The sequence below is a fragment of the Streptomyces jumonjinensis genome (genome assembly GCF_009600885.1).
GTDB classification, from domain to species: Bacteria; Actinomycetota; Actinomycetes; order Streptomycetales; family Streptomycetaceae; genus Streptomyces; species Streptomyces jumonjinensis.
The window spans coordinates 107,638-132,513 of sequence record NZ_VCLA01000170.1; the positions used below are offsets into that span (position 1 = coordinate 107,638).

At 70.1% G+C, this 24,876-nt stretch carries 26 protein-coding genes; 14 read left to right on the plus strand and 12 right to left on the minus strand.

The features are described from left to right. Positions 1-34 precede the first annotated feature (34 nt). Positions 35-430, minus strand: coding sequence for a hypothetical protein (locus tag FF041_RS25340; RefSeq protein WP_153525056.1), 396 nt, complete (start codon positions 428-430; stop codon positions 35-37). A 127-nt stretch (positions 431-557) separates the two neighbouring features. Between FF041_RS25340 and FF041_RS25345 the strand changes: the two genes are divergently transcribed. The 3 genes from FF041_RS25345 (at position 558) to FF041_RS25355 (ending at position 4,577) form a co-directional block, all read left to right on the plus strand. Next, complete coding sequence (locus FF041_RS25345; RefSeq protein WP_153524945.1) at positions 558-1,247, plus strand: GntR family transcriptional regulator; 690 nt, start codon at positions 558-560, stop codon at positions 1,245-1,247. A gap of 2 nt (positions 1,248-1,249) precedes the next feature. After that, the gene (locus FF041_RS25350) at positions 1,250-3,742 is read left to right on the plus strand and encodes a dolichyl-phosphate beta-glucosyltransferase (RefSeq protein ID WP_153524946.1); all 2,493 of its coding nucleotides are present in this window, start codon (positions 1,250-1,252) and stop codon (positions 3,740-3,742) included. 184 nt (positions 3,743-3,926) lie between these two features. Beyond that, entirely contained in the window at positions 3,927-4,577 is a 651-nt protein-coding gene (locus FF041_RS25355) for a hypothetical protein (protein WP_153524947.1), read from the plus strand. Here FF041_RS25355 and FF041_RS25360 read toward each other — a convergent pair. Both FF041_RS25360 and FF041_RS25365 read right to left on the minus strand, forming a co-directional pair. Beyond that, on the minus strand, positions 4,570-5,094 hold the full coding sequence (locus tag FF041_RS25360; protein WP_153524948.1) for a DUF5956 family protein: 525 nt from the start codon (positions 5,092-5,094) through the stop codon (positions 4,570-4,572). The genes FF041_RS25355 and FF041_RS25360 overlap by 8 nt on opposite strands. Before the next feature lie 35 nt (positions 5,095-5,129). Further along, positions 5,130-5,630 carry an ATP-binding protein gene (locus tag FF041_RS25365; RefSeq protein WP_228388617.1) on the minus strand — a complete coding sequence of 167 codons (501 nt, stop codon included), beginning with the start codon at positions 5,628-5,630 and terminating at the stop codon, positions 5,130-5,132. A gap of 270 nt (positions 5,631-5,900) precedes the next feature. Here FF041_RS25365 and FF041_RS25370 point away from each other — a divergent pair, with 270 nt between their 5' ends. Beyond that, a complete protein-coding gene (locus tag FF041_RS25370) occupies positions 5,901-6,791 on the plus strand; it encodes a DUF5753 domain-containing protein (RefSeq protein ID WP_323392675.1) in 891 nt (296 codons plus the stop codon). 34 nt (positions 6,792-6,825) lie between these two features. Next, complete coding sequence (locus FF041_RS25375; RefSeq protein WP_153525059.1) at positions 6,826-7,065, plus strand: DUF397 domain-containing protein; 240 nt, start codon at positions 6,826-6,828, stop codon at positions 7,063-7,065. A 71-nt stretch (positions 7,066-7,136) separates the two neighbouring features. Here the strand turns inward: FF041_RS25375 and FF041_RS25380 are convergent, their stop codons facing one another. The 3 genes from FF041_RS25380 to FF041_RS25385 form a co-directional block, all read right to left on the minus strand. Next, the gene (locus FF041_RS25380) at positions 7,137-7,457 is read right to left on the minus strand and encodes a hypothetical protein (RefSeq protein ID WP_153524949.1); all 321 of its coding nucleotides are present in this window, start codon (positions 7,455-7,457) and stop codon (positions 7,137-7,139) included. After that, the gene (locus FF041_RS39345) at positions 7,423-7,647 is read right to left on the minus strand and encodes a hypothetical protein (protein ID WP_228388627.1); all 225 of its coding nucleotides are present in this window, start codon (positions 7,645-7,647) and stop codon (positions 7,423-7,425) included. The genes FF041_RS25380 and FF041_RS39345 overlap by 35 nt, the downstream gene beginning before the upstream one ends. A 179-nt stretch (positions 7,648-7,826) precedes the next feature. Next, positions 7,827-8,900 carry a hypothetical protein gene (locus FF041_RS25385; protein ID WP_153524950.1) on the minus strand — a complete coding sequence of 358 codons (1,074 nt, stop codon included), beginning with the start codon at positions 8,898-8,900 and terminating at the stop codon, positions 7,827-7,829. Positions 8,901-9,028: 128 nt separating this feature from the next. Between FF041_RS25385 and FF041_RS25390 the strand changes: the two genes are divergently transcribed. Beyond that, on the plus strand, positions 9,029-9,670 hold the full coding sequence (locus FF041_RS25390; RefSeq protein ID WP_153524951.1) for a hypothetical protein: 642 nt from the start codon (positions 9,029-9,031) through the stop codon (positions 9,668-9,670). Between the two features lie 793 nt (positions 9,671-10,463). On the opposite strand, the gene FF041_RS25395 is transcribed toward FF041_RS25390, so the two are convergent. Next, positions 10,464-11,207, minus strand: a complete 744-nt coding sequence (locus FF041_RS25395; RefSeq protein ID WP_323392677.1) for an SLATT domain-containing protein — start codon at positions 11,205-11,207, stop codon at positions 10,464-10,466. 282 nt (positions 11,208-11,489) lie between these two features. Between FF041_RS25395 and FF041_RS25400 the strand changes: the two genes are divergently transcribed. The 7 genes from FF041_RS25400 to FF041_RS39350 all read left to right on the plus strand — a co-directional run bounded on the left by FF041_RS25400 (position 11,490) and on the right by FF041_RS39350 (position 18,532). Further along, entirely contained in the window at positions 11,490-11,825 is a 336-nt protein-coding gene (locus tag FF041_RS25400; protein WP_323392732.1) for a YbaB/EbfC family nucleoid-associated protein, read from the plus strand. 55 nt (positions 11,826-11,880) lie between these two features. Next, entirely contained in the window at positions 11,881-12,480 is a 600-nt protein-coding gene (gene recR / locus FF041_RS25405; RefSeq protein ID WP_153524952.1) for a recombination mediator RecR, read from the plus strand. Beyond that, positions 12,473-13,129 carry a DUF5063 domain-containing protein gene (locus FF041_RS25410; RefSeq protein ID WP_153524953.1) on the plus strand — a complete coding sequence of 219 codons (657 nt, stop codon included), beginning with the start codon at positions 12,473-12,475 and terminating at the stop codon, positions 13,127-13,129. The genes recR and FF041_RS25410 overlap by 8 nt, the downstream gene beginning before the upstream one ends. A 289-nt stretch (positions 13,130-13,418) precedes the next feature. After that, complete coding sequence (locus FF041_RS25415; protein ID WP_323392679.1) at positions 13,419-14,690, plus strand: aspartate kinase; 1,272 nt, start codon at positions 13,419-13,421, stop codon at positions 14,688-14,690. Beyond that, positions 14,687-15,745, plus strand: a complete 1,059-nt coding sequence (locus tag FF041_RS25420; protein WP_153524955.1) for an aspartate-semialdehyde dehydrogenase — start codon at positions 14,687-14,689, stop codon at positions 15,743-15,745. The genes FF041_RS25415 and FF041_RS25420 overlap by 4 nt, the downstream gene beginning before the upstream one ends. 685 nt (positions 15,746-16,430) lie before the next feature. Then, positions 16,431-17,006, plus strand: coding sequence for a SigE family RNA polymerase sigma factor (locus FF041_RS25425; RefSeq protein ID WP_153481052.1), 576 nt, complete (start codon positions 16,431-16,433; stop codon positions 17,004-17,006). A 464-nt stretch (positions 17,007-17,470) separates the two neighbouring features. Then, positions 17,471-18,532: a hypothetical protein gene (locus FF041_RS39350; protein WP_323392681.1), complete on the plus strand. Its 1,062-nt coding sequence runs from the start codon at positions 17,471-17,473 to the stop codon at positions 18,530-18,532. 462 nt (positions 18,533-18,994) lie between these two features. On the opposite strand, the gene FF041_RS25435 is transcribed toward FF041_RS39350, so the two are convergent. Then, positions 18,995-19,750 carry an SURF1 family protein gene (locus FF041_RS25435; protein WP_323392683.1) on the minus strand — a complete coding sequence of 252 codons (756 nt, stop codon included), beginning with the start codon at positions 19,748-19,750 and terminating at the stop codon, positions 18,995-18,997. 27 nt (positions 19,751-19,777) lie between these two features. Next, complete coding sequence (locus FF041_RS25440) at positions 19,778-21,679, minus strand: S9 family peptidase (protein WP_153524957.1); 1,902 nt, start codon at positions 21,677-21,679, stop codon at positions 19,778-19,780. A 70-nt stretch (positions 21,680-21,749) separates the two neighbouring features. On the opposite strand from FF041_RS25440, the gene FF041_RS25445 reads away from it, so the two are divergent. Then, positions 21,750-22,592 carry a class I SAM-dependent methyltransferase gene (locus tag FF041_RS25445; RefSeq protein ID WP_153524958.1) on the plus strand — a complete coding sequence of 281 codons (843 nt, stop codon included), beginning with the start codon at positions 21,750-21,752 and terminating at the stop codon, positions 22,590-22,592. A gap of 44 nt (positions 22,593-22,636) precedes the next feature. On the opposite strand, the gene FF041_RS25450 is transcribed toward FF041_RS25445, so the two are convergent. The 3 genes from FF041_RS25450 to FF041_RS25460 all read right to left on the minus strand — a co-directional run bounded on the left by FF041_RS25450 (position 22,637) and on the right by FF041_RS25460 (position 24,413). After that, positions 22,637-22,939, minus strand: a complete 303-nt coding sequence (locus FF041_RS25450) for a DUF6191 domain-containing protein (RefSeq protein ID WP_153483092.1) — start codon at positions 22,937-22,939, stop codon at positions 22,637-22,639. Between the two features lie 66 nt (positions 22,940-23,005). After that, on the minus strand, positions 23,006-23,689 hold the full coding sequence (locus FF041_RS25455) for a 4'-phosphopantetheinyl transferase family protein (protein ID WP_153524959.1): 684 nt from the start codon (positions 23,687-23,689) through the stop codon (positions 23,006-23,008). A gap of 148 nt (positions 23,690-23,837) precedes the next feature. Further along, entirely contained in the window at positions 23,838-24,413 is a 576-nt protein-coding gene (locus tag FF041_RS25460) for a TerD family protein (protein ID WP_153483094.1), read from the minus strand. Between the last annotated feature and the right edge of the window lie 463 nt (positions 24,414-24,876).

Sequence of the window (24,876 nt, forward strand, 5' to 3'; positions counted from 1 at the left end):
GCCCGACACCGGGCGGGGCGCCACCCCGAGGGGCTCAGCTCCCCCGCGGAGCAGCCTCCACCTCAAGGAACCTGCGCCGCTTGGCCCCCCGGTACAGCAGCGCTTCCCATCCCACCCCCGCCAGCACCCGCGCACACTCCCGCAGCCGCGCCTCCTCCTCGTGCGCCGCCCCGCTCCCCGCCGCCCCTACCCACTCCACCCAAACGACCCCCTCCCGGTCCGCCGCCCGCACCCGGTACCCGCTCGCCACCCGCTCCCCGTCCGCCCCCACGGCGGACGGCGGCACGCCCCCCGCCTCCAGCGCCAGCGCCACCGCCCGGACCGGCTGCCGCCGCTCCCAGTCCGCCGGAGCCCCGCCGTCCCCGGTGAGCCGCCGGATCTGCGCCAGCCCCGCGAACGCCGCCCGCACCTCGGCGGCGCGCTCCGGCATCGCCGGACCGTCCCCCGTGGCAACCTCGAAGACCCCGTCTCCCGTTGTGTTACGCACCCTGCACCTCACCCGGTTCGTCCCTCCTGGCCTATCGTGTCCGGGACCCCCGGCGAAGGAGAAGCCATCGATGCCCGGCCCCGGCACACGCGCCGCGAACACCGCTGTGACCCGCAGCACCCTGCGGCAGCAGCTCGCGGACGCGCTGCGTGACGAGGTGCTGGCCGGGCGGCTGCTGCCCGGGCAGGAGTTCACGGTCAAGCAGATCGCCGAACAGTACGGGGTCTCCGCGACCCCCGTACGGGAGGCCCTGGTCGATCTGACCGCGCAGGGGCTCCTCGACTCCGACCAGCACCGCGGTTTCAGCGTGCACCGGTTCTCGGCGTCCGACTACCGGGCCATGGTCGAGTCGCGCTCCCTCGTCATCGACGGAGTGATCCGCCACGCGGAACGCGAAGGCCGCACCCGGGTGAGCGCCGTGGCGCTGGTGTCCGTACGACGCCGGGCCGAGGAGGCCGCGCGGACGGCCCGCTGTGGGGACCTGGACATCCATATCGGCTATGACCTTCGCTTCTGGTACGAGTTGGGGTCGCTTGTCTCCAATGCCTATATCTGTGGCTTCCTCCATCAGCTGCGGGTGCGAACCTGGGGCTTCGCGGTGCCTCATCTCCGCGCCGACCCGGATCGGCGTCAATGGCTGTGGAGCGGCCACGAAGAACTGATCGACGTGGTGAACCTCGGCGATCTCACGGCTGCGCGGAACGTGATCCGCGCGTACAACGACCAGGCGTTCGCCTGGGCGGATCGGCTGGAACGGTGAAAATGAACCCCGTCTCCGAACGGCACACCCATGAGCGCGTCGAGTACCGAGCTGGGTACGAGAGCTTCGTGGGCCTGACTGTCGTCGTCCCGGCGTACAACGAGGAGAGCAGGCTCCGCCCCACCCTGGACGCGATCTGCGACCATCTGCGGGCGGATCCCGAGCGCTGGGGCGAGTGGGAGCTGATCGTGGTGGACGACGGCTCCACCGACGGCACGGCCGAGGTCGCCAGAGAGGCCGCCGCCGAGGAGCCGCGCATCCAGCTGATCACCTCCGGGAGCGGGGTGAACCGGGGTAAAGGGGACGCGCTACGGCGTGGTGTCCTCGCCTCGTACGGCCGCCGGGTCCTGGTCACCGACGCCGATCTCGCGACTCCCATCGCGGAATTGGACCAGCTGGACCAGCAGTTGAACGAGGGGGAGCTGGCGGCGGCGATCGGCTCGCGCGCCCACCCCGAGTCCCGGATCGAGATCCATCAGTGGCGGGTGCGCGAATGGCTCGGCCGGATGGGCAATGGGCTGATACGCGCGGTCGCGGTGCCGGGCATCCATGACACCCAGTGCGGCTTCAAGCTCTTCGACGGGGAGAAGGCGCGGTCCGCGTTCGCCGATTCCCGGCTGGACGGGTGGGGGATCGACGTCGAGATACTCCGGTTCTTCCGGCACCGGGACTGGCCGGTGACGGAGGTCCCGGTGCGCTGGTCGCACCAGGAGGGCTCCAAGGTCAGGCCGCTGGACTACGGCAAGGTCCTGCTGGAGCTGATGCGGCTGCGGGCCCGGTCGGTCCGGCGGGTGGATCTGCTCGTCGCCCTGCTCTTCCTGCTCGCCTCCGCGATCCTCTACAAAGACCTCTGGGCGGATCTGGACCGGGGCTATCTCGCGGACGCGGGCCAGGACCAGAATCAGTGGGAGTGGTTCTTCCGGGTCACCGCCGAGAATGTGACCCAGCTGCGCAATCCGCTGTTCACCACCCTCCAGGGATATCCCGAGGGCGTGAACCTGATGGCGAACACGGTGATGCTCGGCCTCTCCGTGCCGCTCACCCCGGTGACCCTGCTGCTCGGCCCGACCGTCACCTGGGCGCTCGTCCTGACGGTCGGGCTCGCGGCGACGGCGTTCTGCTGGTACCGGCTGCTCGCCCGTCATCTGGTCGCCAACCGCTGGGCTGCGGCGATCGGAGCGGCCTTCGCCGCCTTCGCCCCGCCGATGATCTCGCACGGCAACGCCCATCCGAACTTCCTGGTGCTGTTCATGATCCCGGTGATCATCGACCGGGCGCTGAAGCTGTGCACGGGGCGCGCTGTCGTACGGGACGGGGTGCTGCTGGGCCTGTTCGCGACGTATCAGATCTTCCTCGGCGAGGAGCCGCTGCTGCTCGCCGCGATGGGCATGATCCTGTTCGCGCTGGCGTACGCGGTGGTGCGCCGCGATGTGGCGAAGGCGGTGTGGCGTCCGCTGGGGCGCGGTGTCCTGATCGGTCTGGCGGTCTGTCTGCCGCTGGTGGCCTTCCCGCTGGGCTGGCAGTTCTTCGGCCCGCAGAGCTATACGCATGTGGTGCACGGGGCCAATACGGGCAACAGCCCGCTGGCGTTCGTCGAATTCGCGGGCCGTTCGCTGCTGGGCACCGATGAGCAGGCCGATCCACTGGCGATGAACCGGACCGAGCAGAACGCGTTCTTCGGCTGGCCGATGCTGGCGCTCGGGACGGTCGTGGTCGTGGCACTGTGGCGGCTGGCGGTGGTGAAGGCGCTGGCGTTCACGGCGGTGGCGGCGGCGCTGCTCTCGCTGGGCGTGAAGATCCGCATCCCCTTCACGGACATCGTGCTGCCCGGTCCCTGGCGGCTTCTGGCGAATCAGCCGCTGTTCGAGTCGGTGATCGAGTCCCGGGTGGCGATGATCTGCGCCCCGGTGCTCGGCATGCTGACGGCGCTGGCGGTGGACCGGCTGGCGCTGGCGGAGGGCCTCGACCGCTCCCTGCGGGCGGCGGGGCTGGTGACGGTGGCGGCGGCGCTGCTGCCGGTGCTGCCGACGCCGTATCCGGTACGGGAGCGGACGCCGGTGCCGGAGTTCATCACGGAGGGGATGTACCGCTCGTATCTCGCCGAGGGCGAGTCGGTGGTGACGGTCCCGCTGCCGAACCCGGGGAACGCGGACGTCCTGTACTGGCAGTCGTCGACCGGTCTCGGCTTCTCGGTCGCGGGCGGGTACTTCAACGGCCCCTGGGGCCCGGACCGGGTCGGGATCTACGGCGCGACCCCGCGCCACACCTCGAATCTGTTCGGCGAGGTCCGCGACTCGGGCAAGGTCCCGGACATCGGCCCGAGCTGGCAGAACCAGGCGAAGGCGGATCTGGCGGCCTGGCACGCCGGAGTGGTGGTGCTGCCGCCGCAGTACAACGAGGAGGCGCTGCACAAGACGGTGTCGGCGCTCCTCGGCCGGTCGGGGGAGCGGGTCGGCGGGGTGTGGGTCTGGGATGTGGGAAAGCCGAACGGATGAGCGGGCGGGGAGATCGGGTGTGCTCCCGACTCCCGTGGTTGGGGAACGGATATGCCCAGGCACTCGTGCGCGGAGGCGGCTGGGTGTGCGACGGTTGGGCAGGCGTGCGGCGATGGGGCTGCTGACCGGGGCCCTTCGCCGACCGTGGCCGTAAGTCCGACTCCGTCCCGAGAGCGAGCCTCCCTTGGCCTGTGACCTGTGGCTGGTCCCCCTTGTCGATGTGCTGTGCCACAGCCCCGGCAACCCCTTCGCCGAAGAACTGGCGGCCTATGACAAGGCGCTGACGGACGCGGGCCTGCCCACGGTCCCCGTCTTCGCCTATATGCCGGGACTCTCCGGGGACGTGGCCCCGGTCGCCGGGTTCGACTACGACGCGCTGCATTTCCTGCGCAGGGCGTATCTGCTGAGGCTGTGCGGGCTCGCCGTGACGCCGGTGGACGAACTGGGCGGGGATTACGAGCAGCTGCTGGAGATGTTCGAGGCAACGGCGCAGGACTCCCATCTGGTCTGGCACTACGACCACGCGGGCGCGTACGTCCCGGTCGACTTCGCCGCCCCCCTCTCCAACGATGAACTGCTGGAGGGCGGCGGCCCGCTCGGCTCCACCCAGGGCCTGCTGCGCGAACTCGACTTCGTCGCCCCCGCGATCGGCATCGACCCGACCAACCCCCCGACCGCCCCGACCCCACCGGACCGCCCGACCTCCCTGGAGGAACGCGCCGACCCGACCCCCTACGACGACAGCCCCTTCGCCCGCGAACGCCACGTCTGGCTGGGGCTGCACGCGGCGGCGACCCGGAGTCTGGGGCAGGGGTCGATGATCGTCTTCAGCTGAGCCGCACACGAGCGGTGGCGTCGAGCGACCTCAGCTCATCCGCGCAGAGCGCCGCGAAGGCGGCTGACGACCTCGCCTCGATGCCATGGGTCTCGGCCATCGTGAAGAGGTGATCGAGAACCGAGTCGATGTCTTCGTGGTCCGCGATCGGACGGAGCAGCCACAGCCGGCCCGGAGGCCGGGGCGGGACGCCCGCCTCGGCCAGGTCGGTGTTCGCGTCGTTCTCCAGTACGTCGAGGTCGTGCTGTGACAGCGGTTGGCAGGTCGCGCCGGTGATCGTGCCAGTGGCGTCGAGCCGGGTCTCCACGGCCCATCGTGTCGAGCGATCGGGTACCCAAGTCCGCCGGTCCTCCGGCCATACGTAGGGCAGGAAGCCCCACATCGGCGCGTCCGGCGCCGGCTCCCAGCCGAACTCGGCGAGTTCGCGCACTTCAGGCAGTCGATCGGGCTCCTGCTCGCTGCGTCCGGTGCGAGCCAGTGCGACCGTGTGGGGTGCTCCGTCGGTGTCCCATCCCATGGGCAGCAGAGTAGCTTCGGGGGCGGACCCCGTCTTCAGCTGAGCCGGTTCTCATCGGGGGCGGCGAGGACGGACCAGGTGCGGGAGCCGTCCGGGGTGATTCCCCAGGTGTCCGAGAGGGCGGCGACGAGGTGGAGGCCGCGCCCGCCCTCGTCGTAGGGGTCGGGCTGGCGGGTGCGGGGTTTCCAGGGGCTGGGGCCGCTGTCGACCTCGATACAGATGTACGTCGCGGTCCGCCAGAGCCGGACCGCGACGGTATCGCCCCGTCCGTGCTGGAACCCGTTGGTCACGAGCTCCGAGATCACGAGGTCGGCCGACTCGATGAGCGCGTCGAGCCGCCAGACCCGGAGCTGAGCCGCGCCGAGCCTGCGCATCAGAGCCGGCCAGGCCCGGTCGTGCTGGGCGATGGGCTCGCCCGGGAGGGCTGTACGGGACAGTCGCATATCGAATCCGTTGGTGATCGGCTGGCGATCGAGAGCGACCGTTCCGGGGTGCCGCCGGGTGCCCTCGTCCGGGCGGGTTGTTGTGGTGGGCATGACGAGGTCCTCCGCGAGGGGGTCAGGGGGGCGCGCGGAAGGGTTCGCAAGCCCCCTGAACTGGGAACTCTGCCCGGATCGCGCTGTCTCTCAACTACCGTGACGCCTAAGGCGAATGCCATGCAAGCTGAACGCTCCTGAATTTTCAGCAAGCCTCTGAATTGGACTATGCGCGAGTCTGCGCAGAGCCCTGAGGCGTCTGCGCAGAGCGCTCAGTCCCCTGCGCAGAGCGGTACTTGACTGGCACAGTGGAAGTGGAAGGGTGCACACGTGGGAGCCAAACGCGGAGCAACCGGACGACGGTTGGAGTTAGGCATCCAGTTGAGGCAGTTGCGTGAGAACTGCCCGCCGATCGAGGAGAACAGGCTGAAGGGGATGACCCGGAAGGAAGCGGTTCGGGGGTTGAAAGACCTCTCCGAGCCGACGCTTGCCCGCATCGAACTGGGCGAGCTCAACTTCCGCCGGAACATCGGCAATCTGCGCACGCTGTTGAAGCGGTACGGCGTGACGGACGACGAGCTGATCAAACAGCTCATCGAGCTCAACCGTGAAGCGCCCAATGAGGAGTGGCTGACTCAGTACCGCAGTTTTCTGCCTACTGGCATGCCGCACTTCCTCGGCCTAGAGACAGAGGCGGTCGCTATCGCCGCCTACCACCCGACGGTCATCTATAGCCTCCTTCAGACTGAGGCATATGCCAAGGCCCTCTATGAAATGGGCCGCCCCGTGGAGGACACGACGGCCGAGTTCGTCAAACGTCATGTCGAACTCCGGATGGAGCGCAAACACAGGGTGCTGACGCGCGAGGGGCCCGTGCGTCTTCGCATCGTCCTGGGCGAGGCAGCCGTACGCATCCCGGTCGGGGACGACGAGGTGATGCGCGAGCAGTACGAGGAGATCATCCGGCTGGCGCGCGAAGACCACGTCTCGATACAGATTCTCCCCTTCCGGCGTGGCTACCGTTCAAACCACGACTTCGCGATTCTGGACCTCGGCGAACTGCCGCCCCGTGTTCAGACCGACAACGCCTGGGGCGCGGCTTCCGCATCGGACAAGCCCCGCGAGGTGAACCGGTTCACGCGCCGGTTCGACGCGATGGTGGGCGTGGCCCTCGGGGTCGAGGAAACCATCGCATTCCTGACCGAACTAGCGAGAAGGTAGTAGAGCCATCAACACGCACACCCCGGCCACCGAGCTGGCCCCCGAGAGCGCCTGGTTCAAATCGTCGTACAGCGGCGACACCGGCAACAACTGCGTCGAGGTCGCCTGGCTCAAGTCGTCGTACAGCGATGGCACCGGCAACAACTGCGTTGAGGTTGCCGACTTCTCCGACCGGGTCGGTATCCGCGACTCCAAGGACAAGCAGGGCCCGGCCCTGATGGTCCCCGTCGCTGCCTGGAGCGCCTTCGCGGCGTTCGCGGCGGCGTCGGCCTGACCGCAACGCGGTGCGGGGTGCTCCTCCCGTAAGGCGGGGGCGGGCACTCCGCATTCGTTTACCGGCAGGTCTCAATCGGGTGGCCGCACGACGGCTGCGGTCGCCATGTTGTTGTTCTCCAGGTCGAAGGGGTTCAGCTCCACACTGCGGATGAGAACACCCGGAACGTATTCGACGAGAGCCAGGATTTCTGCGATGGCCTCAGTGAGGGTCTCGGTGTCGTAATAGCAGACGAAATCAGTGAAACCCGGACCTTGTACCCGGCCGATGAAGCTATCGGCGAAGACGTCATGGGTATCCATGATGTCGTTCTGCTCCGGGGTGAGTGGTTCTTGCGTGTGCAGGGTGAAATACCAACTACGCACAGTTCCGGTGGTGTCGGATGAATGCATCGACCCTATGCGCCGCTCCTCCTGCGCTTCTGGGGGTGCTGTACACGGTCACGCTTTCTTTGCATGGACAGCAGATGACCCAACCCCAACGATGCCGGTTCTTGTCGTGCGTCACCTTAAGGCCGGATGCTTCCGCCCTGCGGAGGGCTGCTTCGACGTCCTTCTTCTGATGTCGATCACCTAGTCCCATGCTCATACGACTACTCGCACCATCACAGAACGAGGGAGCGAACCCCGAGTACGTCACCCCATCGAGTCGGGTCAGCTTCGACAAGGGGACAGGGCTTGGGCCAGAGCCAGACGGGTCACTCGGACCGTCCGGTGAAGCTCCAGTTCTGGGTGAAGGACGCCAAGACCGGGCAGGCCGCCTCAGAATGTGCTGATCTCGGCCCGGATCCATCCCTCGCGCGGGTGGCTCACCTTCAGGGCCGACATCGAAAACCGCAGATATATATCCGGGGTCCCGCCCACGTACGCCGCCATGAGCTGCCAGGACGGGTCACCTTGGCGCGAGTCGTCCCGCAGGAGCGCCGCCGCCTCCGGAGGGGAGAGGGGCGGCAACACCTGTTCCATCATCGCGCGGTCGGCCAGGGGAATCAGTGCGCCCATGAAGGAACGGGCTATATCGAGCGCGAAGGGGTTCAGGCCCCAGGGCGGGCAGACAGCCCAGTCTTCGCGCAGCTGGAGCGTCGCGCAGGTGATGCGGTCGCGCCCGTCGCATTCCAGTTCCAGGGCAACTTTGTCCGTGAAGCCGCCGGTGGAGAGGTGGACAGTGCGATGGGGCCCATCCTGGTCACCGTCCGCGCCAGTGCGTTCGTGTATGCCGAAGAAAGACCAGAACTCCGAATCCCTCAATTTGCTGTAACGAAGCGCTCCAGGCTTCCCGCCCGCCTCCGCCCAGAGACTCGGCCAGATGTGGACGCCGACCAGCACCCGGGCGAGCTCATCCTCGGTGATCGTCCACTGGTGCTCGCCGTGCTCTCGGGCGTCGATCCCCGCGGCGTTCTGGTGCCGGCACAGCAGTGATTCGCCAGGCCAGGGGTCTTCGTAGATGATCCGGTCGCCCTCGCGGCCAAGGAGATTCACGCCATGCCCGGATCGCCCGTCGTGCACGAATGCGACGATGTCGCTCCCACCGATCTCGAAGAAGCGGCGCATCCGGTGACGCAGTTGCGGCCAGGAGAGCCTGACGACCACGGGGATGGACTCGGTCCCCTGGCTGGGGCGTCCTTCGACGAGCACGCAGACCATCGGGATGCCGAACATCGTCATCGTCATGTGCCAGCTCTGGCCTATCGTGTGGCCCCTGTCGCCCGAGCCGTACAGCTCCGGGTTCTCCTGCTCCAACTGTTTTTCGGCCTGTTCCAACACGCGGATCCAGGCAACTCGTTGATCGTGGCTATGGGGATCCAGACGGACGTTCATGGTCCGCTCGAACCGCATCTCCGGCCCGCCTCCGGAGCCGCCCTGCTCCGGTGTATCCGTGCCCCCGTCCCGCCGGGAAGCACCCTTGCGCCGTTGCCACCATGCCCCCATGACCGGGACCATATCGCCGTATCATCATGCCCACCATGGGTGAACAGGGACAGAGACTCCTTCAGCACCTCGTGCCCGAATGTCCGCACTGCGCGCACCGTCACCGCTTCGCCCTGCTCATCGGCCCTGACAACGAGCCACTGCTCTTCGCGGGCACACAGGAGGTGCCGGTACAACTTGTCTGCCCCGAGACCCGCCAGAGCTTCGAGGGCCGCATCACCATCGGCTCCAACGAGCAATTCCTGCGGATAGCGGATCCTTTTGCCGCCGATCACAGCTTCGCCGCCGCTGAAGCGGATCCGGAGCTGGCCGAGTGGATACGTTCCTCGCGCCAGACCTCCACCGAGTACTGCAAGACGATGCTGACCGCGTCTTCCGCCGGTGTCCCGGTGCACTTCGCAGTGCTTCAGTATCTCGACATCTCCGGCCGCACGGGCGGCTGGACGACCCGTGCCGCCGCCCTACCCGCCCTCTTGTACGTCCTCGCCGCAGCGGCCTTTGCTCTCGCGCAGCGTCCGCGTCTTGTCCAGCTTGCTGACACTTCCGCGGCGGCTTTTGCCACCCTGCGCCGCACCACCCTGCGGCGCATCGACCGACTTGCCCGGTGGGGCACCACGCTCTTTCTTCTCGGCAGCGTCGGCGCGTTCCTCGTCTTCGCCATCCTGCTCGGCAGATAGCCGACGACACCGCACCTCGGTCCGCTGAGGCATCTTGATCCGCGACGATCATTGATCGCTAGCCGAGCAGGCTCCCGGAATACGCGATACCTGGGAAAGGCCGGGCTCTCGATGGCGATGCCCCGGGCGGCCTGCTTGCCCGCTCCTGCGCCGGTTTTCGCCCGAGGAAGAGGTCACCCGCCCGTCCGCGCGGGCGCGGGACAGCGGGTAGCGCGCTTTGTCGCGGATCGCTTCCTTGCGGTAGTGCTCCGGGTCGCGGGGCCAGGCGGCGGAGTTCTCACCGCACATGATGGTTCAGAAGGCAGCCTTGCCGTTCTCGTACGGTGAGACCGTCCCGAGGACGGGGCGGGCGGTCGGCGGGTCTGGGAGTCGGCGCGCTTGCCCTTGACGCTCGTTCGGCACCGGGAGACCGCGATCTCGATCTGCTTGCCACCGGGCCGCCGGTAGTCCAGCGGCACTTTGACCTTCGTGCCCTGGAAGGCGGCCGGAGTCTCGGGGTCGCACCGCTTCCACGCCGGCTTCTGCTGGGGGTACCGGTCCAGCACACCCTTGGCGGGAGCTGGGGCGGCGGTGGCGATCCCGGGAGCTGGCGAGGCCATCGGGCCGATCGCCATCAGGGGCACCAGTCGTCGTCGCTGCACGGGGTCGATCCTCTTCCGTCGCGTGATCGGGACAGGAAAGACTCTGTCGTGCCGTCCGGCCAGGCGAACCCCCCGGCCGGGCCGTGCTTCCCGTCCGTCTCAGGAGAGACGGGAGCGGCCTGATCGTCTTCCGGGCGGACCCGGAGCGGCGTTCAGCGCGGCGACTCCGGCGGGCGTTGGCGGGGCATGTTCGGGCGGGTGCCCGGGGGGAGGGGGGTGCGGCCCGGTGGGATGGGGTCCGGGGGGCGGGGGGAGGGGGGTGCGGGCAGCGGCGCCGCGTGGAGGGTCAGTGGGGCCGGGGAGCCCGCGAACTCGCGCATCCAGTCCGCTGTCTCCGCGCGGACCAGCTCCGTCACATCCTCCGAGAAGCTCCGCAGCACCTTCAGGCAGCGTTCGGCCGCCTCGCTCGCCGTGCCCTCCGCCGGGCCCAGCACCTCCCGTACGCTCTCCGACGCCCAGTCGAACTGGAGCGTCTGGAGTCGGCGCTGCACCGCCTGCGCCGTCGCCACATGGCGCATCCAGCCGGAGGTCACCCCGAAGTACCGGTCGCAGGCCAGACACGCGGCACCCAGGAGCAGGGAGAGATATCCCCAGCCCGCCGCCCCGGGGAGCGCGCCCGTCAGATCGACCAGGGGGAGCGCCGCGCCCGCGATGAAGCCCGCCGCCGCGCCGGTGCGCAGCGCCCTGCCCGTACGCCGCTTCCACACCCGGTCCGCCAGATACCACTCCACCGTGCGGAGCGCGCCGGTCTCGACCCAGCGGAACAGCTCGTCGAGGCGTTCGGCGGGCTCGCCCCAGTCGCCCAGCGGAAACGGCCTTCCGGTCAGATCACCGCGCGGCACCTCGCCGCGCTCCTCCCGGGCAGGCCCCCCGGGCTGCATCTCCGGCTGGCTCACCGGGGAACTCCTCTGATGTTGTGTGTCGCGTCGTGTTACGGGGCAATTACTCCTTGCGCCTGCCTCGCGCGTGCATGGTGACGGCAAGCCCTTACTACCGCCGAATGGTGGTCCATGCGGCGGAAATCCCCGTGGTTCCGGGCCTCGCGGGGGTCGTGATCAGGTAGAGGACCCGCAGGATACTCACTCGAAAGAGTTGTCGCCTCGGGGTTCGGCGAGCCGCCGGACGACCACGTAGGCTCGGCATACCGAAGCAACATCGTCGAAGTGCCAGGAGTGACCGTGATCCCCGGTGGCGGCCAGCCCAATATGCAGCAGCTCCTCCAGCAGGCCCAGAAGATGCAGCAGGACCTCGCCCGCGCCCAGGAGGAGCTCGCGCGGACCGAGGTCGAGGGGCAGGCGGGCGGTGGTCTGGTGAAGGCCACGGTGAACGGGTCGGGTGAGCTGCGCGGGCTCGTCATCGATCCCAAGGCCGTCGACCCCGAGGACACCGAGACGCTCGCCGATCTCGTCGTCGCCGCCGTCCAGGCCGCGAGCGAGAACGCGCAGCAGCTCCAGCAGCAGAAGCTCGGCCCCCTCGCCCAGGGTCTGGGCGGCATGCCGGGCCTGCCCTTCTAAGGGCGCGGCGGAGCAACTAACGTACGAGCCGTAGGGGCCGAGGAGAGGCAGTCCGTTGTACGAAGGCGTGGTTCAGGACCTCATCGACGAGCTGGGCAGGCTGCCCGGCGTCGGTCCCAAGAGCGCGCAGCGGATCGCCTTTCACATCCTCCAGGCCGAGCCCACCGACGTCCGTCGGCTCGCCCATGCCCTGCTGGAAGTGAAGGACAAGGTCCGCTTCTGCGCGATCTGCGGCAACGTCGCTCAGCAGGAACGGTGCGGCATCTGCCGCGACCCGCGCCGGGACCTCTCCGTCATCTGTGTGGTGGAGGAGTCCAAGGATGTGGTCGCGATCGAGCGGACCCGGGAGTTCCGGGGGCGGTATCACGTGCTCGGCGGGGCGATCAGCCCCATCGAGGGCGTCGGCCCCGACGATCTGCGCATCCGTGAGCTGCTGGCGCGGCTCGCGGACGGCACGGTCACCGAGCTGATCCTCGCCACGGACCCCAATCTGGAGGGCGAGGCCACGGCCACCTATCTGGCGCGCATGATCAAACCGATGGGCCTCAGGGTCACTCGGCTGGCCAGCGGTCTGCCGGTGGGGGGAGACTTGGAATACGCCGACGAGGTCACGCTCGGGCGTGCCTTCGAGGGGAGACGACTTCTCGATGTCTGATGCCATGCTGCACGCGACGCACCAGGATCCGGCCGATTTCGCGGTCCAGATCGCGGACTCGATCGAGTCCTTCATCGTCGCGACCACCGAGGTCGCCAAGGGTGACGAGCCGGACAGCGCCGTGCCCTTCCTGCTCCTTGAGGTCTCCCAGCTGCTGCTGACCGGCGGCCGGCTGGGCGCGCACGAGGACATCGTCCCGGATGAGCGGTGGGAGCCGGACACCGGCCCGGAGCCGGATGTGGCCGATCTGCGCGAGCGGTTCGCCCGGCTGCTCGACCCGGTCGATGTGTTCTCCGAGGTCTTCGACCCCTATGAGCCGCGCAAGGCCCCGGTGGCCTGCCGGATCTCCGACAGCCTCGCCGACATCGTCACCGATCTCCGCCATGGGCTGGCCCACTACCGGGCGGGCCGTGTCACGGAGGCGCTGTGGTGGTGGCAGTTCTCGTACTTCTCCAACTGGGGCCCCACCGCGTCCGGCACCCTGCGGGCCCTTCAGTCCCTGGTCTCCCACGTCCGTCTCGACCAGCCGCTGGAGGAGCTGGACGGGCTGGACACGGACGAGGATCTGGCGGACGACGCACTGGCGGAGGCCGCCGGACGGGTGATGGCCGAGGAGATCGCGCTTCCGCTCGGGCTGCGCACCAGCTGACCGGGGTGCGTACCAGCTGAGCCGGCCCGGTGGAGAACTTCCTGGTGGAAGGCTTCCCCGGGGGAGGACTTCCCGGTGGGAGAGCCCCCCGTGGGAGACGGCTTGTGAGCCGCCACACACTCCGCGTACAACGGCCCCGGGCGGGCAGTAGTCGACCCGAGCGCGGCCGTGATCACTACCTGAGCAGAGCATCTCACCATGTGACTGCCCGGGGATCGGGACGGGCCGCTCGATAGACTGAGCCGACCGCAGTACAGAGCTGTGGTGGAGAACCGAGCGAGGAGCGCACGTGGGCCTTGTCGTGCAGAAGTACGGAGGCTCCTCCGTTGCGGATGCCGAGGGCATCAAGCGCGTCGCCAAGCGAATCGTCGACACCAAGAAGGACGGCCATCAGGTCGTCGTCGTGGTGTCCGCGATGGGCGACACGACGGACGAGCTGATCGATCTCGCCGAGCAGGTATCCCCGATCCCTGCCGGGCGCGAATTCGACATGCTGCTGACTGCTGGAGAGCGCATCTCCATGGCCCTGCTGGCCATGGCGATCAAAAACCTGGGCCATGAGGCCCAGTCCTTCACGGGCAGCCAGGCAGGCGTCATCACCGACTCGGTCCACAACAAAGCGCGCATCATCGATGTGACGCCGGGCCGTATCCGTACCGCGCTGGACGAGGGCAATATCGCCATCGTCGCCGGATTCCAGGGTGTGTCCCAGGACAAGAAGGACATCACCACCCTGGGCCGCGGCGGTTCCGACACCACCGCCGTCGCTCTCGCGGCAGCGCTGGAGGCCGAGGTCTGCGAGATCTACACGGATGTCGACGGTGTCTTCACCGCCGACCCCCGGGTGGTCTCCAAGGCGCGGAAGATCGACTGGATCTCCTCCGGGGACATGCTGGAGCTGGCCGCTTCCGGCTCCAAGGTGCTGCTGCACCGCTGCGTCGAGTACGCACGCCGATACAACATTCCGATCCACGTCCGCTCCTCCTTCTCCGGACTGCGCGGCACCTGGGTCAGCAACGAGCCGCAGGGAGACCAGCAGATGGAGCACGCCATCATCTCCGGAGTCGCCCACGACGTCTCCGAGGCCAAGGTCACGGTCGTCGGGGTGCCGGACAAGCCGGGCGAGGCCGCGGCCATCTTCCGCACCATCGCCGACGCCGAGATCAACATCGACATGGTCGTCCAGAATGTCTCGGCGGCGGCCACGGCCCTCACCGACATCTCCTTCACCCTCCCCAAGACGGACGGTGTGAAGGCGATCGACGCGCTGGAGAAGGCCAAGGGTCAGATCGGCTTCGATTCGCGGCGCTACGACGACCAGATCGGGAAGATCTCGCTGGTCGGCGCGGGGATGAAGACCAACCCCGGGGTCACCGCCGCCTTCTTCGAGGCGCTCGCGGACGCGGGTGTGAACATCGAGCTCATCTCGACATCCGAGATCCGCATCTCGGTCGTGACGCGTGCCGACGATGTGAACGAGGCGGTGCGCGCCGTGCACACCGCCTTCGGGCTCGACAGCGACGCCGACGAAGCGGTGGTCTACGGAGGCACCGGGCGATGACCCGTAAGCCGGCGCTCGCGGTCGTCGGAGCGACCGGAGCCGTCGGTGCGGTGACGCTCCAGATCCTCTCCCAGCACGCGGACGTCTGGGGAGAGATACGCCTTGTCGCCTCACCGCGCTCGGCCGGCCGCAAGCTGGCCGTGCGCGGTGAGGAGTGCGAGGTGTACGCGCTGGACGAGGACGCCCTCGCGGGCGTCGACGTCGCGCTCTTCCTGGTGCCCGCCGAGGTGGCGGCGCGCTGGGCCCCGATCGCCGTGGCCAAGGGCGCGGTGGCCGTGGACGCCTCCGCCGCCTTCCGGCTCGATCCGGATGTGCCGCTGGTCGTCCCCGAGATCAACCCCCATGCCGCGCGGATCCGTCCGCGCGGCATCGTCGCGAGCCCGCACGACACCACCCTCGCCATGCTTCCGGCGGTGGGCGCGCTGCACGCCGAGTTCGGGCTGCGCGAGCTGGTCGTCTCGACCTATCAGGCCGTCAGCGGCGCGGGCCGGGGCGCGGTGGAAGCACTCAGGTCGCAGCTCTCCCTGGTCGCCGGGACGGAACTGGGCGCGGGCCCCGGGGACGTACGCCGTGCCGTGGGCGAACGGGGACTGGGGCCCTTCGCGGCCCCGCTCGCGCTCAATGTGGTGCCCTGGGCCGGCGCCGTGGAGGACGGCGGCTGGTCCTCGGAGGAGCTCGGGCTGCGGGACGAGACCCGCAAGGTCCTGGGCCTGCCGGGGCTGCGGGTGGCGGCGACCTGTGTACAGGTGCCGGTGCTGACGGTGCACTCCCTCGCGGTGCACGCCCGGTTCGAGAACGAGGTCACGGTGGCGCGGGCCCATGAGATCCTGGCCACCTCGCCGGGGGTGGTGCTCTACGACGACCCCGCCGCGGGCGACTTCCCCACGCCCGTCGATGTGGCCGGTACGGATCCCACCTGGGTGGGACGGGTCCGCCGGTCGCCGGACGACCCCTGCGCGCTCGACCTCTTCGTCTGCGGCGACAATCTCCGCAAGGGCGCCGCGCTGAATTCCGCGCAGATCGCGGAGTCGGTCGCCGCGGAGTTCCTTCTCTGAAACCTCCGCCGGGCGATCACGGCGTGATGGGCCCCGGCCTCTGGTCCTGGTCGTAGCTTTGAACCCGGGCCGGGTTTCGGGCCGGGGGGTCGGGCCGGGGGTTCGATCCGGAGTCTCGGGCCGGGGGTTCGGCCTGCGGTCAAGTCGCCCTCTGAGCAGGCCGTTTCATGATCACGTCTGGTACATGGGAGCGGTCTCGGTTTGTAGGATCTGTGGACATCCTGTGGTCAGGCTGTGCGTGACTCGAAGGTCTGTACCCTTTGGGTCCAGATCTGGGGATGGCTGAAAATTCGCTCCTCTGTTCTGCAACCGGCGACCGGGTGAGAGGCGTCTTGGCGGTCACCTCTACACCGCGCCGCGAAAAATGGGGCATTGGGGAAGAGCGAGTGCGCATGAGGGCAAAAAGAGCGCCGTCAAATCCGTTGGCGTACGCGTACAACCCTGTTGACGGTCGGCATGTCCAACAGGCGTGGCAGAGGTACTCGATATCCCAGGGGTGGTTCCCGTACGCAGCTCGCCGATGCGCCTGCTCCGCGGCGGTCCAGTGGTCCCGGCACGCCGTGGTGCGGTGCGCGGCGGCCCGGCCGGTCCCGGGGAACCCGCGGGCGCGGAGAGCGGGGGCGCCGCGACCGCGGTGCGCGGCGCTCCGGTGCGCCCGCGGCGAGGGAACCGCCAGCCCGGCGGCATGCCGGTGATCGCCCCCATGCCCTCTCCCCGCGCCACCAGCATCCCCGCGCAGCGCGACGGCGGCGACGCGACCACGGCCGCGGGCACCACCGTCGACCACCTCACCGAGACCTACCGGGCCCACTACCGGTCCCTGCTCGGCCTCGCGGCGCTCCTCCTCGACGACACGGCCTCCTGCGAGGACGTGGTGCAGGAGGCGTTCATCCGCGTCCACTCCGCGCGCAAACGGGTACGCGACCCGGAGAAGACCCTCGCCTATCTGCGGCAGACCGTGGTCAACCTCTCCCGGTCCGCGCTGCGCCGCCGCATCCTCGGGCTCAAGCTGCTGTCCAAGCCGATGCCGGACATGGCGAGCGCGGAGGAGGGCGCGTACGACCAGTTGGAGCGGGACGCGCTGATCAAAGCCATGCGCGGGCTCCAGCGCCGTCAGCGCGAGGTGCTGGTGCTGAGGTACTTCGCCGATATGACGGAAGCGCAGGTCGCCGAAACGCTGGGGATATCCCTCGGCTCGGTGAAGGCGTACGGCTCCCGTGGCATCAAGGCGCTGCGTGTCTCCATGGAGGCCACGGCATGAGCGGCGACAAGAACAGGTTTGAGCGGTATGGGCCGGACGGGCCGTTGGACGACCGGACTGGGAACGGAATTGTGAACAACGGGCCGGAGCACGGACGGTCGGAGCAGGACCGGCCGGAGAGCGAACGACCGGAGAACGATCAGCCGGAGAACGATCGGGCGGGGAGAGGCCGGCCGGAGAGCGACCGGCCGGAGAGCGACCGGCCGGAGAGCGACCGGCCGGGGGGAGATCGGCCGGAGCCGGAGCAATCGGAGCCGGATCAGGCGGAGCGGGAACGGTCGGTGGGCGGGGATTCGTCCGGCGACGGTTCGGGCTCCCGCCCTGACGGCGGCGACGGTTCGGGCTCCCGCCCCGACGACGGTCCCGGTGCCGATGACGGTTCCGGGACCGGCCGCTGTCCCGGCTCTGCCGGGCGGGGTACGGAGCCGGGCGGGATCGTCGGTTTCGGCGGGCTGCTCAAGAGCGTGGACGCTCCGACCGGAGCCGACGGCGGCGAGGACCTCGGCGAGGAGGATCCGGGCGCGGACGAGCTGGCCCTGCGGCGCATGTTCCAGGGCGCCGTGCAGGACCTCGCCCCCTCGGACGGCGCCCTCGACCATCTGCGCAAGGCGGTGCCCGCGCGGCGTGCCCGCAAGAGGCAGCTGCTGGTGGGCGTGGCCGCCGCCGCGCTGCTGCTGGGCACCGCGATCCCCGCCTTCGTCCATGTGGCGAGCTCCAACGGCGGCGGCATGGCCAATCCGCTGAACCTCGGCAAGGAGAAGTCCACCGAGGGCAGCACCGGGTCCCCCGCGGACAAGGTGAAGGAGAAGAAGGAGTCGGCCAAGCCCTCCGACCGGGGGTCGGCCCCGCCGAAGGACAAGGGCAAGGGCAAGACGAGCCGCGCTCCGGGCGACCGCCCGGGAAAAGACACCGGAGACGGGTCCGGGGGCGCTCCCACGGGGGGCCCGGATGACGTCCAGTCCGCCTCGACGGTCTGCGGACCGGCGCAGCTGGGCGTCAGCGGCACGGATGTGAGCGCTCCGGACGCCGGGGGCGTGGTCTACGGAGTGTTCCGCGTCGCCAACGTCTCCGGCGGCTCCTGCACGGTCGAGGGCGGCGGGTCCGTCAGCGCCGCGGCGCAGGGCGCGGCCGACCCGGCCAGGATCTCGGTGGCCCAGCATGTGTCGGGCGGGCCTGCGGGCAGTCTGCCCGACCCCTCGATGGAGGCGTCCTCGCTGCTGCTGGCGCCGGGCCAGTCGTATGAGGTGCGCTTCGCCTGGGTGCCGAGCGAGACCTGTCCGGTCGACGGCGGGGAGTCCCCTGATCCCACGCCCACGGACGGCGGCGAAGGCGGCTCCGTGTCCGAGGGCTCGGGCGGGGAGCCCGGGGGGCTGTCGGCCCAGCTGATCGGCGAGGACGGCGGCCCTCAGGACGGCAGCGTCGCCCTGACCCACACGGCGCAGGGAGGCGCCCCGAGCGCCGGTGCGACGATCCCGAACGCGTGCGCCGGCACGGTGTACCGGACAGGTCTGCTGAGCGCGGGCTAGGACACGGCCGGGCCGGGGGGAGTGACCGGGCCGGGGTTGGGTGACCGGGCTCGGGTCGGGTCGGGTCTGAGCTCGGCCTGGCGACGGGTCGGCGCGGCCCGGTGCGGATCTGAGCTCAGGTCGGCCCGGCCCGGTGCGGTGTTCAGCGCGGGCCGGACCTGGCGCGGGTCGGGGGCCCGGGCAGGTCGGTCGCGGGCCGGGCTCCGGCGAGGGAGGCGGGTCCGCGGATCGGTCCAGGGCGGGCGGCTCGGCACCCGGCCCAGGGCGGGGCACCCGGCGCGGACCCGGGTCCGGCCCCCGGGCCGGGCGTGCGGGCGTCGGCCGGCCCCCGACCGGACCGGCGCGGACCCGGGTCTGGCGCCCGACCGGACCGGCGCGGGTGCGCGCTCGGAACCGGCGCGGGTTCATCGCCGGTCATGGCGGCAGCGCCGCCTTCCGCCCGGCGGGCGGAAGGCGCCGGGATCAGACCGGGTCGGGCTCCAGGCCCAGCTCGCGGTCGCGGATCGCCTCCACCTCACGGCGCATCAGCCGGAACCACATGAACAGCACGAACGCCGCGAACACGAACCACTCCCCGGTGTACCCCAGGTTCTGGAACGCCTTCAGATCCAGCCCGCTGCCCTCCACGCTCGCGGCCGGCACCGCCGCCAGTCCGTGGTCCGCCTCGACCAGCGTGATCCACGCGTTGTACACATCGTCCGGCACCAGGTTCACCAGCGAGGCCGCGCTGATCATCCCGACCTGTCCGCTCGGCAGCCCGCCCGCCGTATGCACCCCGTCGGTGCCCGCGTTCTCCGACGCCTGGAGCGCTCCGGTCACCGAGACCTCGCCCGCCGGGGCGGCCGGGACCCGCCCGCCCTCGGCGACCCAGCCGCGCACCACCGGAAGCGTGCGCCCGCCGTCCGTCTTCAGCAGCGTCAGCACATAGTCCCCGCGCTTCCCGTCCAGCTCGCGGCCGGGCACGATGAACTGCTCGCCGTAGACCCCGGTCGCCGTGGCATGCCGGCCGGAGGTCTTCGTGTCGACCGGCAGCAGCTCGTCCAGCGGCACGGCCTTCCGCTCATCGGGGGAGGGCTCCCGCTCGGCCTCCTGGTGACTGTCGACGCGGGCCTCGAACCTGCCGAGCTGCCACGACCCCATGAAGACGCAGAACGGGATCGCCAGGACGACGAAGAGATTGATGCCCCACCACCGGGGCGTCAGCAGGAAGCGGTACACCCCTCCACGGTACGGAACGCGCTCGGGCTACTCCGGTCCGCCCCCCTCCCCGGAGGTCCGCCCGGCGGCGGCCGGTGCTCCTCCCAGATGCGCGGAGGCGAAGGCGATCTCCATCGCGAGCTGCTTGATCCGCTCCTCGACCACCAGCGAGCCGTGCCCCGCGTCGTACCGGTAGACCTCATGGACCGCGCCCCGGGCCGCCAGCCGGTCCACATAGTTCTCCACCTGGCGGATCGGGCAGCGCGGGTCGTTGACGCCCGCTGAGATGTAGACCGGCGCCCGCACCGCGTCGACATAGGTCAGCGGCGACGAGATCTCGAACCGCTCGGGCACCTCCTCCGGGGTGCCGCCCAGCAGGGTGCGGTCCATCGCCTTCAGCGCCTCCATCTCATCGTGGTAGGCCGTGACATAGTCGGCGACCGGCACGGCGGCCAGCCCCAGCGACCACGCCCCGGGCTGGGTGCCGAGGCCGAGCAGGGTCAGATAGCCGCCCCAGGAGCCGCCCGCCAGGATCAGCCGCTCCGGGTCGGCGAGCCCGGAGCCCACCGCCCAGTCGCGGACCGCCGCGATGTCCTCCAGCTCGATCAGCCCGACCCGGTGCTTGAGGGCGTCCGTCCACGCCCTGCCGTACCCCGTCGAACCCCGGTAGTTCACCCGGACCACCGCATAGCCGTGGTCGACCCAGGCCGCCGGGCCCGCGGCGAAGGCGTCGCTGTCATGCCAGGTCGGGCCGCCGTGGATGTCGAAGATCACGGGCAGCGGGCCCTCGGCCCCCGCCGGGCGCTGTACCAGGGCGTGCACCCGGCCCCCCGGCCCGTCCACCCAGACATCCTCCACCGGGACCGACTCCGGGGCCCGCGCGCCCGGCGGGTCGAGCACGGTCCCGCCCGCGGTCGAGCGGACCTGCGGCGGCAGCGCCGCCGACGACCAGAGATACTCCACATCCCCGGACGGCCGGGCGCTCGCGCCCGAGACCGAACCGGCCGGGGTCTCTATGCGCACCAGCTCCCGGGTCGCCAGGTCGTACCGCCACAGCTCGCCGCGGGCCTCGAAGCTGTGCGCTATCAGCAGCCCCGAGCCGTCCGGATACCACTCCGCGTTCACATCGCCCGGGAGCTCGACGGCGAGATCGGTCTCCTCGCCCGAGACGACGTCCCAGATCATCGGCTCCCAGCGCCCACGGCGCTGATGCCCCACGAGCAGCCGGGTGTCCCCGTCCACCGGAGCGAAGCCGAGGACTTCGAGCCCCAGCTCCACGGAGCCGCCCTTGGTGTCGTCCAGCTCGGCCACCGGGGTGCCGTCGAGCCGGACCACCCGCAGCGCCGCGTGCATCGCGTCCCCGTGCTCGGTGTGCTCGACGGCGATCAGCGTCCCGTCATGGGAGAGATCGCCGACCCCGGCCGACTCCCGGTGCCGGTAGATCTCGACCGGCCCGGCCCCCTCCCGTACGACATGGATCGTGGTGCCCTCCTCGTCGGTGGAGCGCCCGATCACCGACGCGCCGTGCCGTCCGATCGCCAGCCCCGCCGAATACGCCGGGTCGAGACCGGGGGCCGCGGGCACGTCCGCACCGCCGGCGAAGGGCTGGCGCAGCCATATCCCGAACTCGTCCCCCTCCGCCGCGGAGTCGGAGTCGGGGCCGGGGCCGGAAGACGCTCCGTGCCCGTCGCAGAACCACCAGATCCACTCGCCGTCCGGGGTGAGCACGCCGTCCGTCGTGCCGCTCGGCCGGTCGGTGACCTGACGCCGGCCGCCCGTCGACCGGTCCCACGCGTACAGCTCGTACTTTCCCGTCTCGTTCGAGACGAAGAGCGCGCGGTCCGGCGCGTCCTCCGCCCAGTCGGGCAGGGAGACGCGCGGTGCGCGGAAGCGCTGCTCCCACTCGGGCATCGGGGCGGAGGCGTCGGTACTCTCGGTGATCTCGGTCATGGCCCCATTCTGCGCTGAGCCGCCGACAAACCGTTCGCACCGTCCGCAGCCTGTGGATAACCTCGGACGCATGCCCACTCCAGCCCCTGCCGACTTCCCCGCGGACTGGCGCGAGGTCAACCGCTCCAACTGGGATGAACGCGTCCCGATCCATGTCGCCGGCGATTTCTACGAGCTCGACGCCTTCCGCGCGGGCAAGGAGGCGCTGCGTGACTTCGAGATCGCCGAGGTCGGCGATGTGAGCGGACGCACCCTGCTCCACCTTCAGTGCCATTTCGGACAGGACACCCTGTCCTGGGCCCGGCGCGGGGCCGCCCAGGTCGTCGGCCTCGACTTCTCCGAACCGGCCGTGGAGGCCGCCCGCGCGCTCGCCGCCGAGATCGGATTCGGCCCGGAGCGCGCCGCGTTCGTCGCCGCCGATGTGTACGACGCCGTGGAAGCCGTGCCGGACGCCCGCTACGACATCGTCTACACCGGCACCGGCGCGCTCAACTGGCTCCCCGACATCGAGCGCTGGGCCCGGACGGCCGCCTCGCTCGTCGCGCCCGGCGGGTTCCTGTATCTCGCGGAGTTCCATCCGCTCACCGACGCCCTCGACGACGAGACCGGCTCCAAGGTCGTGCACGACTACTTCTCGCGCGACGCGTGGCTCGATGACATGCCGGGGACCTACGCCGATCTCGACGCCGAGACCGTCCACAACCGGACCGTCGAGTGGCAGCACCCGATCGGCGAGGTCGTCTCCGCGCTCTGCGCCACCGGGCTGCGCCTGGAATTCCTGCATGAGCACGACATGTCGCTCTTCCCGCGCTTCGACCATTTCACCCAGGGCGAGGACGGCTACTACCGCTTCCCGGCGGGCCGCCCCCGTATCCCGCTGATGTACTCGCTCAAGGCGACCCGGCCGGTCTGAGCCGGTGAGCCCCGGCCGGTCCGAGCCCGCAGAATCAGGGGGCCTCAGGGGGTCTCAGGGGCCCTGGGCAGGCGCACCACCGCCCGGCCGCCGTCCAGATCGACGGTGGAGCGGTGCGGCGGTGCGCCGTCCTCGTCGTCGTCCTTGAGCAGCAGCGCGCTCTGCCGCTCCTTCAGCTCGCTCTGCTTGCCCGGCGAGAACGTCGCGTGCAACTGCTCGAACCCGGTCGCGGACACCTGCCCCGTCCGCTTGCCGAGGCCGGTCGCCCGCATGATCTGATCCGCGAAGGCGATGACCACGAGCAGGATCACCAGCCCGGGAAGGGTCATGAATACGATGAACTCCATAACCTCAGTCTCCGGCAAGGGAGTTGAGGTCGGCCAGAGCGGGGAGGAACCCCCGCGGCGGTGAGTTCAGCCGGCGGTGCGCACGGCCACCGCCGCCGCATAGCCGGGATCGGTCTCCAGGTCTGTGAGCCGCCAGGCCGGATCCACGCCCGGCCGGGGGCCGGTCCCGACATAGGGATGCCGCAGGCCGTCGTTGAGCCCGACGCCGATCGCCTTCAGCACCGACTCCTTACGGGTCCAGCAGCGGGCGAAGGCCGGGGCCCGGTCACCGGCGGGCAGCGCCGCCAGCTCGTCGCGCTCGCGGGGGTGCAGCTGGCCCGCGATATCGGCGATCGTCTTGGGGCTGGGCACCGCCTCGACGTCCACCCCGACCGGAGCCGAGGCCAGGGCTATCAGCACGATCCCCTCGGTATGCGACAGGGAGAAGTGCACCGCGCCGCCCGGCACCACGGGACGGCCGTGCGGGCCGTCGCAGTGGGTGCACGGCTCCCGGTCCAGGGTGACCGACTCCGGGGACCGGCCGAGGCGCTCCCCGAGCAGACGGCGCAGCGCCACATGCGCGACGGCGTACGCATCCCGGTCCGACGGCCGCAGAAAGGCGTCGAGCCGGGCGGACTCCCCGGCGTCGAGCAGACGGCGGTGGGCGAGGGCGTCGGCGGCCAGTTCGGGGACGCGTCCGGACCAGAGGCGCTCCACACCGGGGGGCCGCTCCGTCGTCGGTGCCCGGCCGGCGGGGGGCTCGGTCGCCATGCTCTGCTCTGCCCTCTCTGCTGGACGTGCCCGTCTTCTGTACGTATCCGCCGCTCCCGAGCCGAGGCGGGGAAGGCGGAGACGCCGGTGTGCGGCGCGCAAGGGCCCGCGCGTCGCACACCGGGCGTCATGAGGCGGCGGCGCCGACTCAGATGTTGACGCCGAAGTCCTGCGCGATACCGCGCAGGCCGGAGGCGTAGCCCTGGCCCACGGCGCGGAACTTCCACTCGTCATTGTTGCGGTAGAGCTCGCCGAAGACCATGGCGGTCTCGGTCGAGGCGTCCTCGCTCAGGTCGTAGCGGGCCAGCTCGGCCCCGCCGGCCTGGTTGACCACGCGGATGAACGCGTTGCGCACCTGGCCGAAGGACTGGCCGCGGCTTTCGCCCTCGTGGATCGAGACCGGGAAGACGATCTTCTGGGCCTCGGCGGGCACGCCCGCCAGATTGACCTTGATCTGCTCGTCGTCGCCCTCGCCCGCGCCCGTGAGGTTGTCGCCGGTGTGCTCGACGGAGCCCTCGGGGCTCTTGAGGTTGTTGAAGAAGATGAAGTGCTGGTCGGTCAGCACCTTGCCGTTGCCGTCCACCAGCAGGGCGCTGGCGTCCAGGTCGAAGTCGGTGCCCGTGGTGCTTCGGACGTCCCAGCCGAGGCCCACGATCACCGCAGACAGGCCCGGGGCCTCCTTGCTGAGCGAGACATTGCCGCCCTTGGACAGGCTGACACCCATGGAATCCCTGCGCAATCCGGCGCGGGCCGCGCCTTTATTGACGTTGCTGTGCCCAATCGTGCCAACGACTGACCCCCGGTTCCGGTTCCCGGCGGCCCGGGAAGTCATCTAAGCGTCGCCTTATATAAGTGACGGCAGTCGAGCGGTGAACTGTGAGCCCGGATCTCACCCCAGGGGTACTCCAGGGTGAGCCGGAAGTAGGCACCGCGGTGTGACGAGTGCCGCCCCGACGCCGCCCTACGGTCCTGTCTTCGCCGCAGAGACAGGAGACGGGGAATGGCACGGTCGGCATCCGAATCAGCGACGGGCGACGCGAGTGATGCGGGTGACGCGGACGACGCGGGCGATGCGGGCGATGCGAGTGATGCGGGTGACGTGGGCGATGCGGGTGACGCGGGTGACGCGGGTGATGCGGGTGACGCGGGCGATGCGAGTGATGCGGGCGATCGGCCCGCATGGACCG

Excerpts from the sequence above, each read along its gene's own strand:
- FF041_RS25350 (WP_153524946.1), top strand. The coding sequence starts at position 1,250 with ATGAACCCCGTCTCCGAACGGCACACCCATGAGCGCGTCGAGTACCGA.
- FF041_RS25420 (WP_153524955.1), top strand. The coding sequence starts at position 14,687 with ATGACCCGTAAGCCGGCGCTCGCGGTCGTCGGAGCGACCGGAGCCGTC.
- FF041_RS25450 (WP_153483092.1), bottom strand. The coding sequence starts at position 22,939 with ATGGAGTTCATCGTATTCATGACCCTTCCCGGGCTGGTGATCCTGCTC.
- FF041_RS25425 (WP_153481052.1), top strand. The coding sequence starts at position 16,431 with ATGCCGGTGATCGCCCCCATGCCCTCTCCCCGCGCCACCAGCATCCCC.
- FF041_RS25390 (WP_153524951.1), top strand. The coding sequence starts at position 9,029 with ATGGGTGAACAGGGACAGAGACTCCTTCAGCACCTCGTGCCCGAATGT.
- FF041_RS25340 (WP_153525056.1), bottom strand. The coding sequence starts at position 430 with ATGCCGGAGCGCGCCGCCGAGGTGCGGGCGGCGTTCGCGGGGCTGGCG.
- FF041_RS25365 (WP_228388617.1), bottom strand. The coding sequence starts at position 5,630 with ATGCCCACCACAACAACCCGCCCGGACGAGGGCACCCGGCGGCACCCC.
- FF041_RS25360 (WP_153524948.1), bottom strand. The coding sequence starts at position 5,094 with ATGGGATGGGACACCGACGGAGCACCCCACACGGTCGCACTGGCTCGC.
- FF041_RS25345 (WP_153524945.1), top strand. The coding sequence starts at position 558 with ATGCCCGGCCCCGGCACACGCGCCGCGAACACCGCTGTGACCCGCAGC.
- FF041_RS25445 (WP_153524958.1), top strand. The coding sequence starts at position 21,750 with ATGCCCACTCCAGCCCCTGCCGACTTCCCCGCGGACTGGCGCGAGGTC.
- FF041_RS25385 (WP_153524950.1), bottom strand. The coding sequence starts at position 8,900 with ATGCGGTTCGAGCGGACCATGAACGTCCGTCTGGATCCCCATAGCCAC.
- FF041_RS25380 (WP_153524949.1), bottom strand. The coding sequence starts at position 7,457 with ATGCATTCATCCGACACCACCGGAACTGTGCGTAGTTGGTATTTCACC.
- FF041_RS39345 (WP_228388627.1), bottom strand. The coding sequence starts at position 7,647 with ATGGGACTAGGTGATCGACATCAGAAGAAGGACGTCGAAGCAGCCCTC.
- FF041_RS25410 (WP_153524953.1), top strand. The coding sequence starts at position 12,473 with ATGTCTGATGCCATGCTGCACGCGACGCACCAGGATCCGGCCGATTTC.
- FF041_RS25460 (WP_153483094.1), bottom strand. The coding sequence starts at position 24,413 with ATGGGTGTCAGCCTGTCCAAGGGCGGCAATGTCTCGCTCAGCAAGGAG.
- FF041_RS25455 (WP_153524959.1), bottom strand. The coding sequence starts at position 23,689 with ATGGCGACCGAGCCCCCCGCCGGCCGGGCACCGACGACGGAGCGGCCC.
- FF041_RS25440 (WP_153524957.1), bottom strand. The coding sequence starts at position 21,679 with ATGACCGAGATCACCGAGAGTACCGACGCCTCCGCCCCGATGCCCGAG.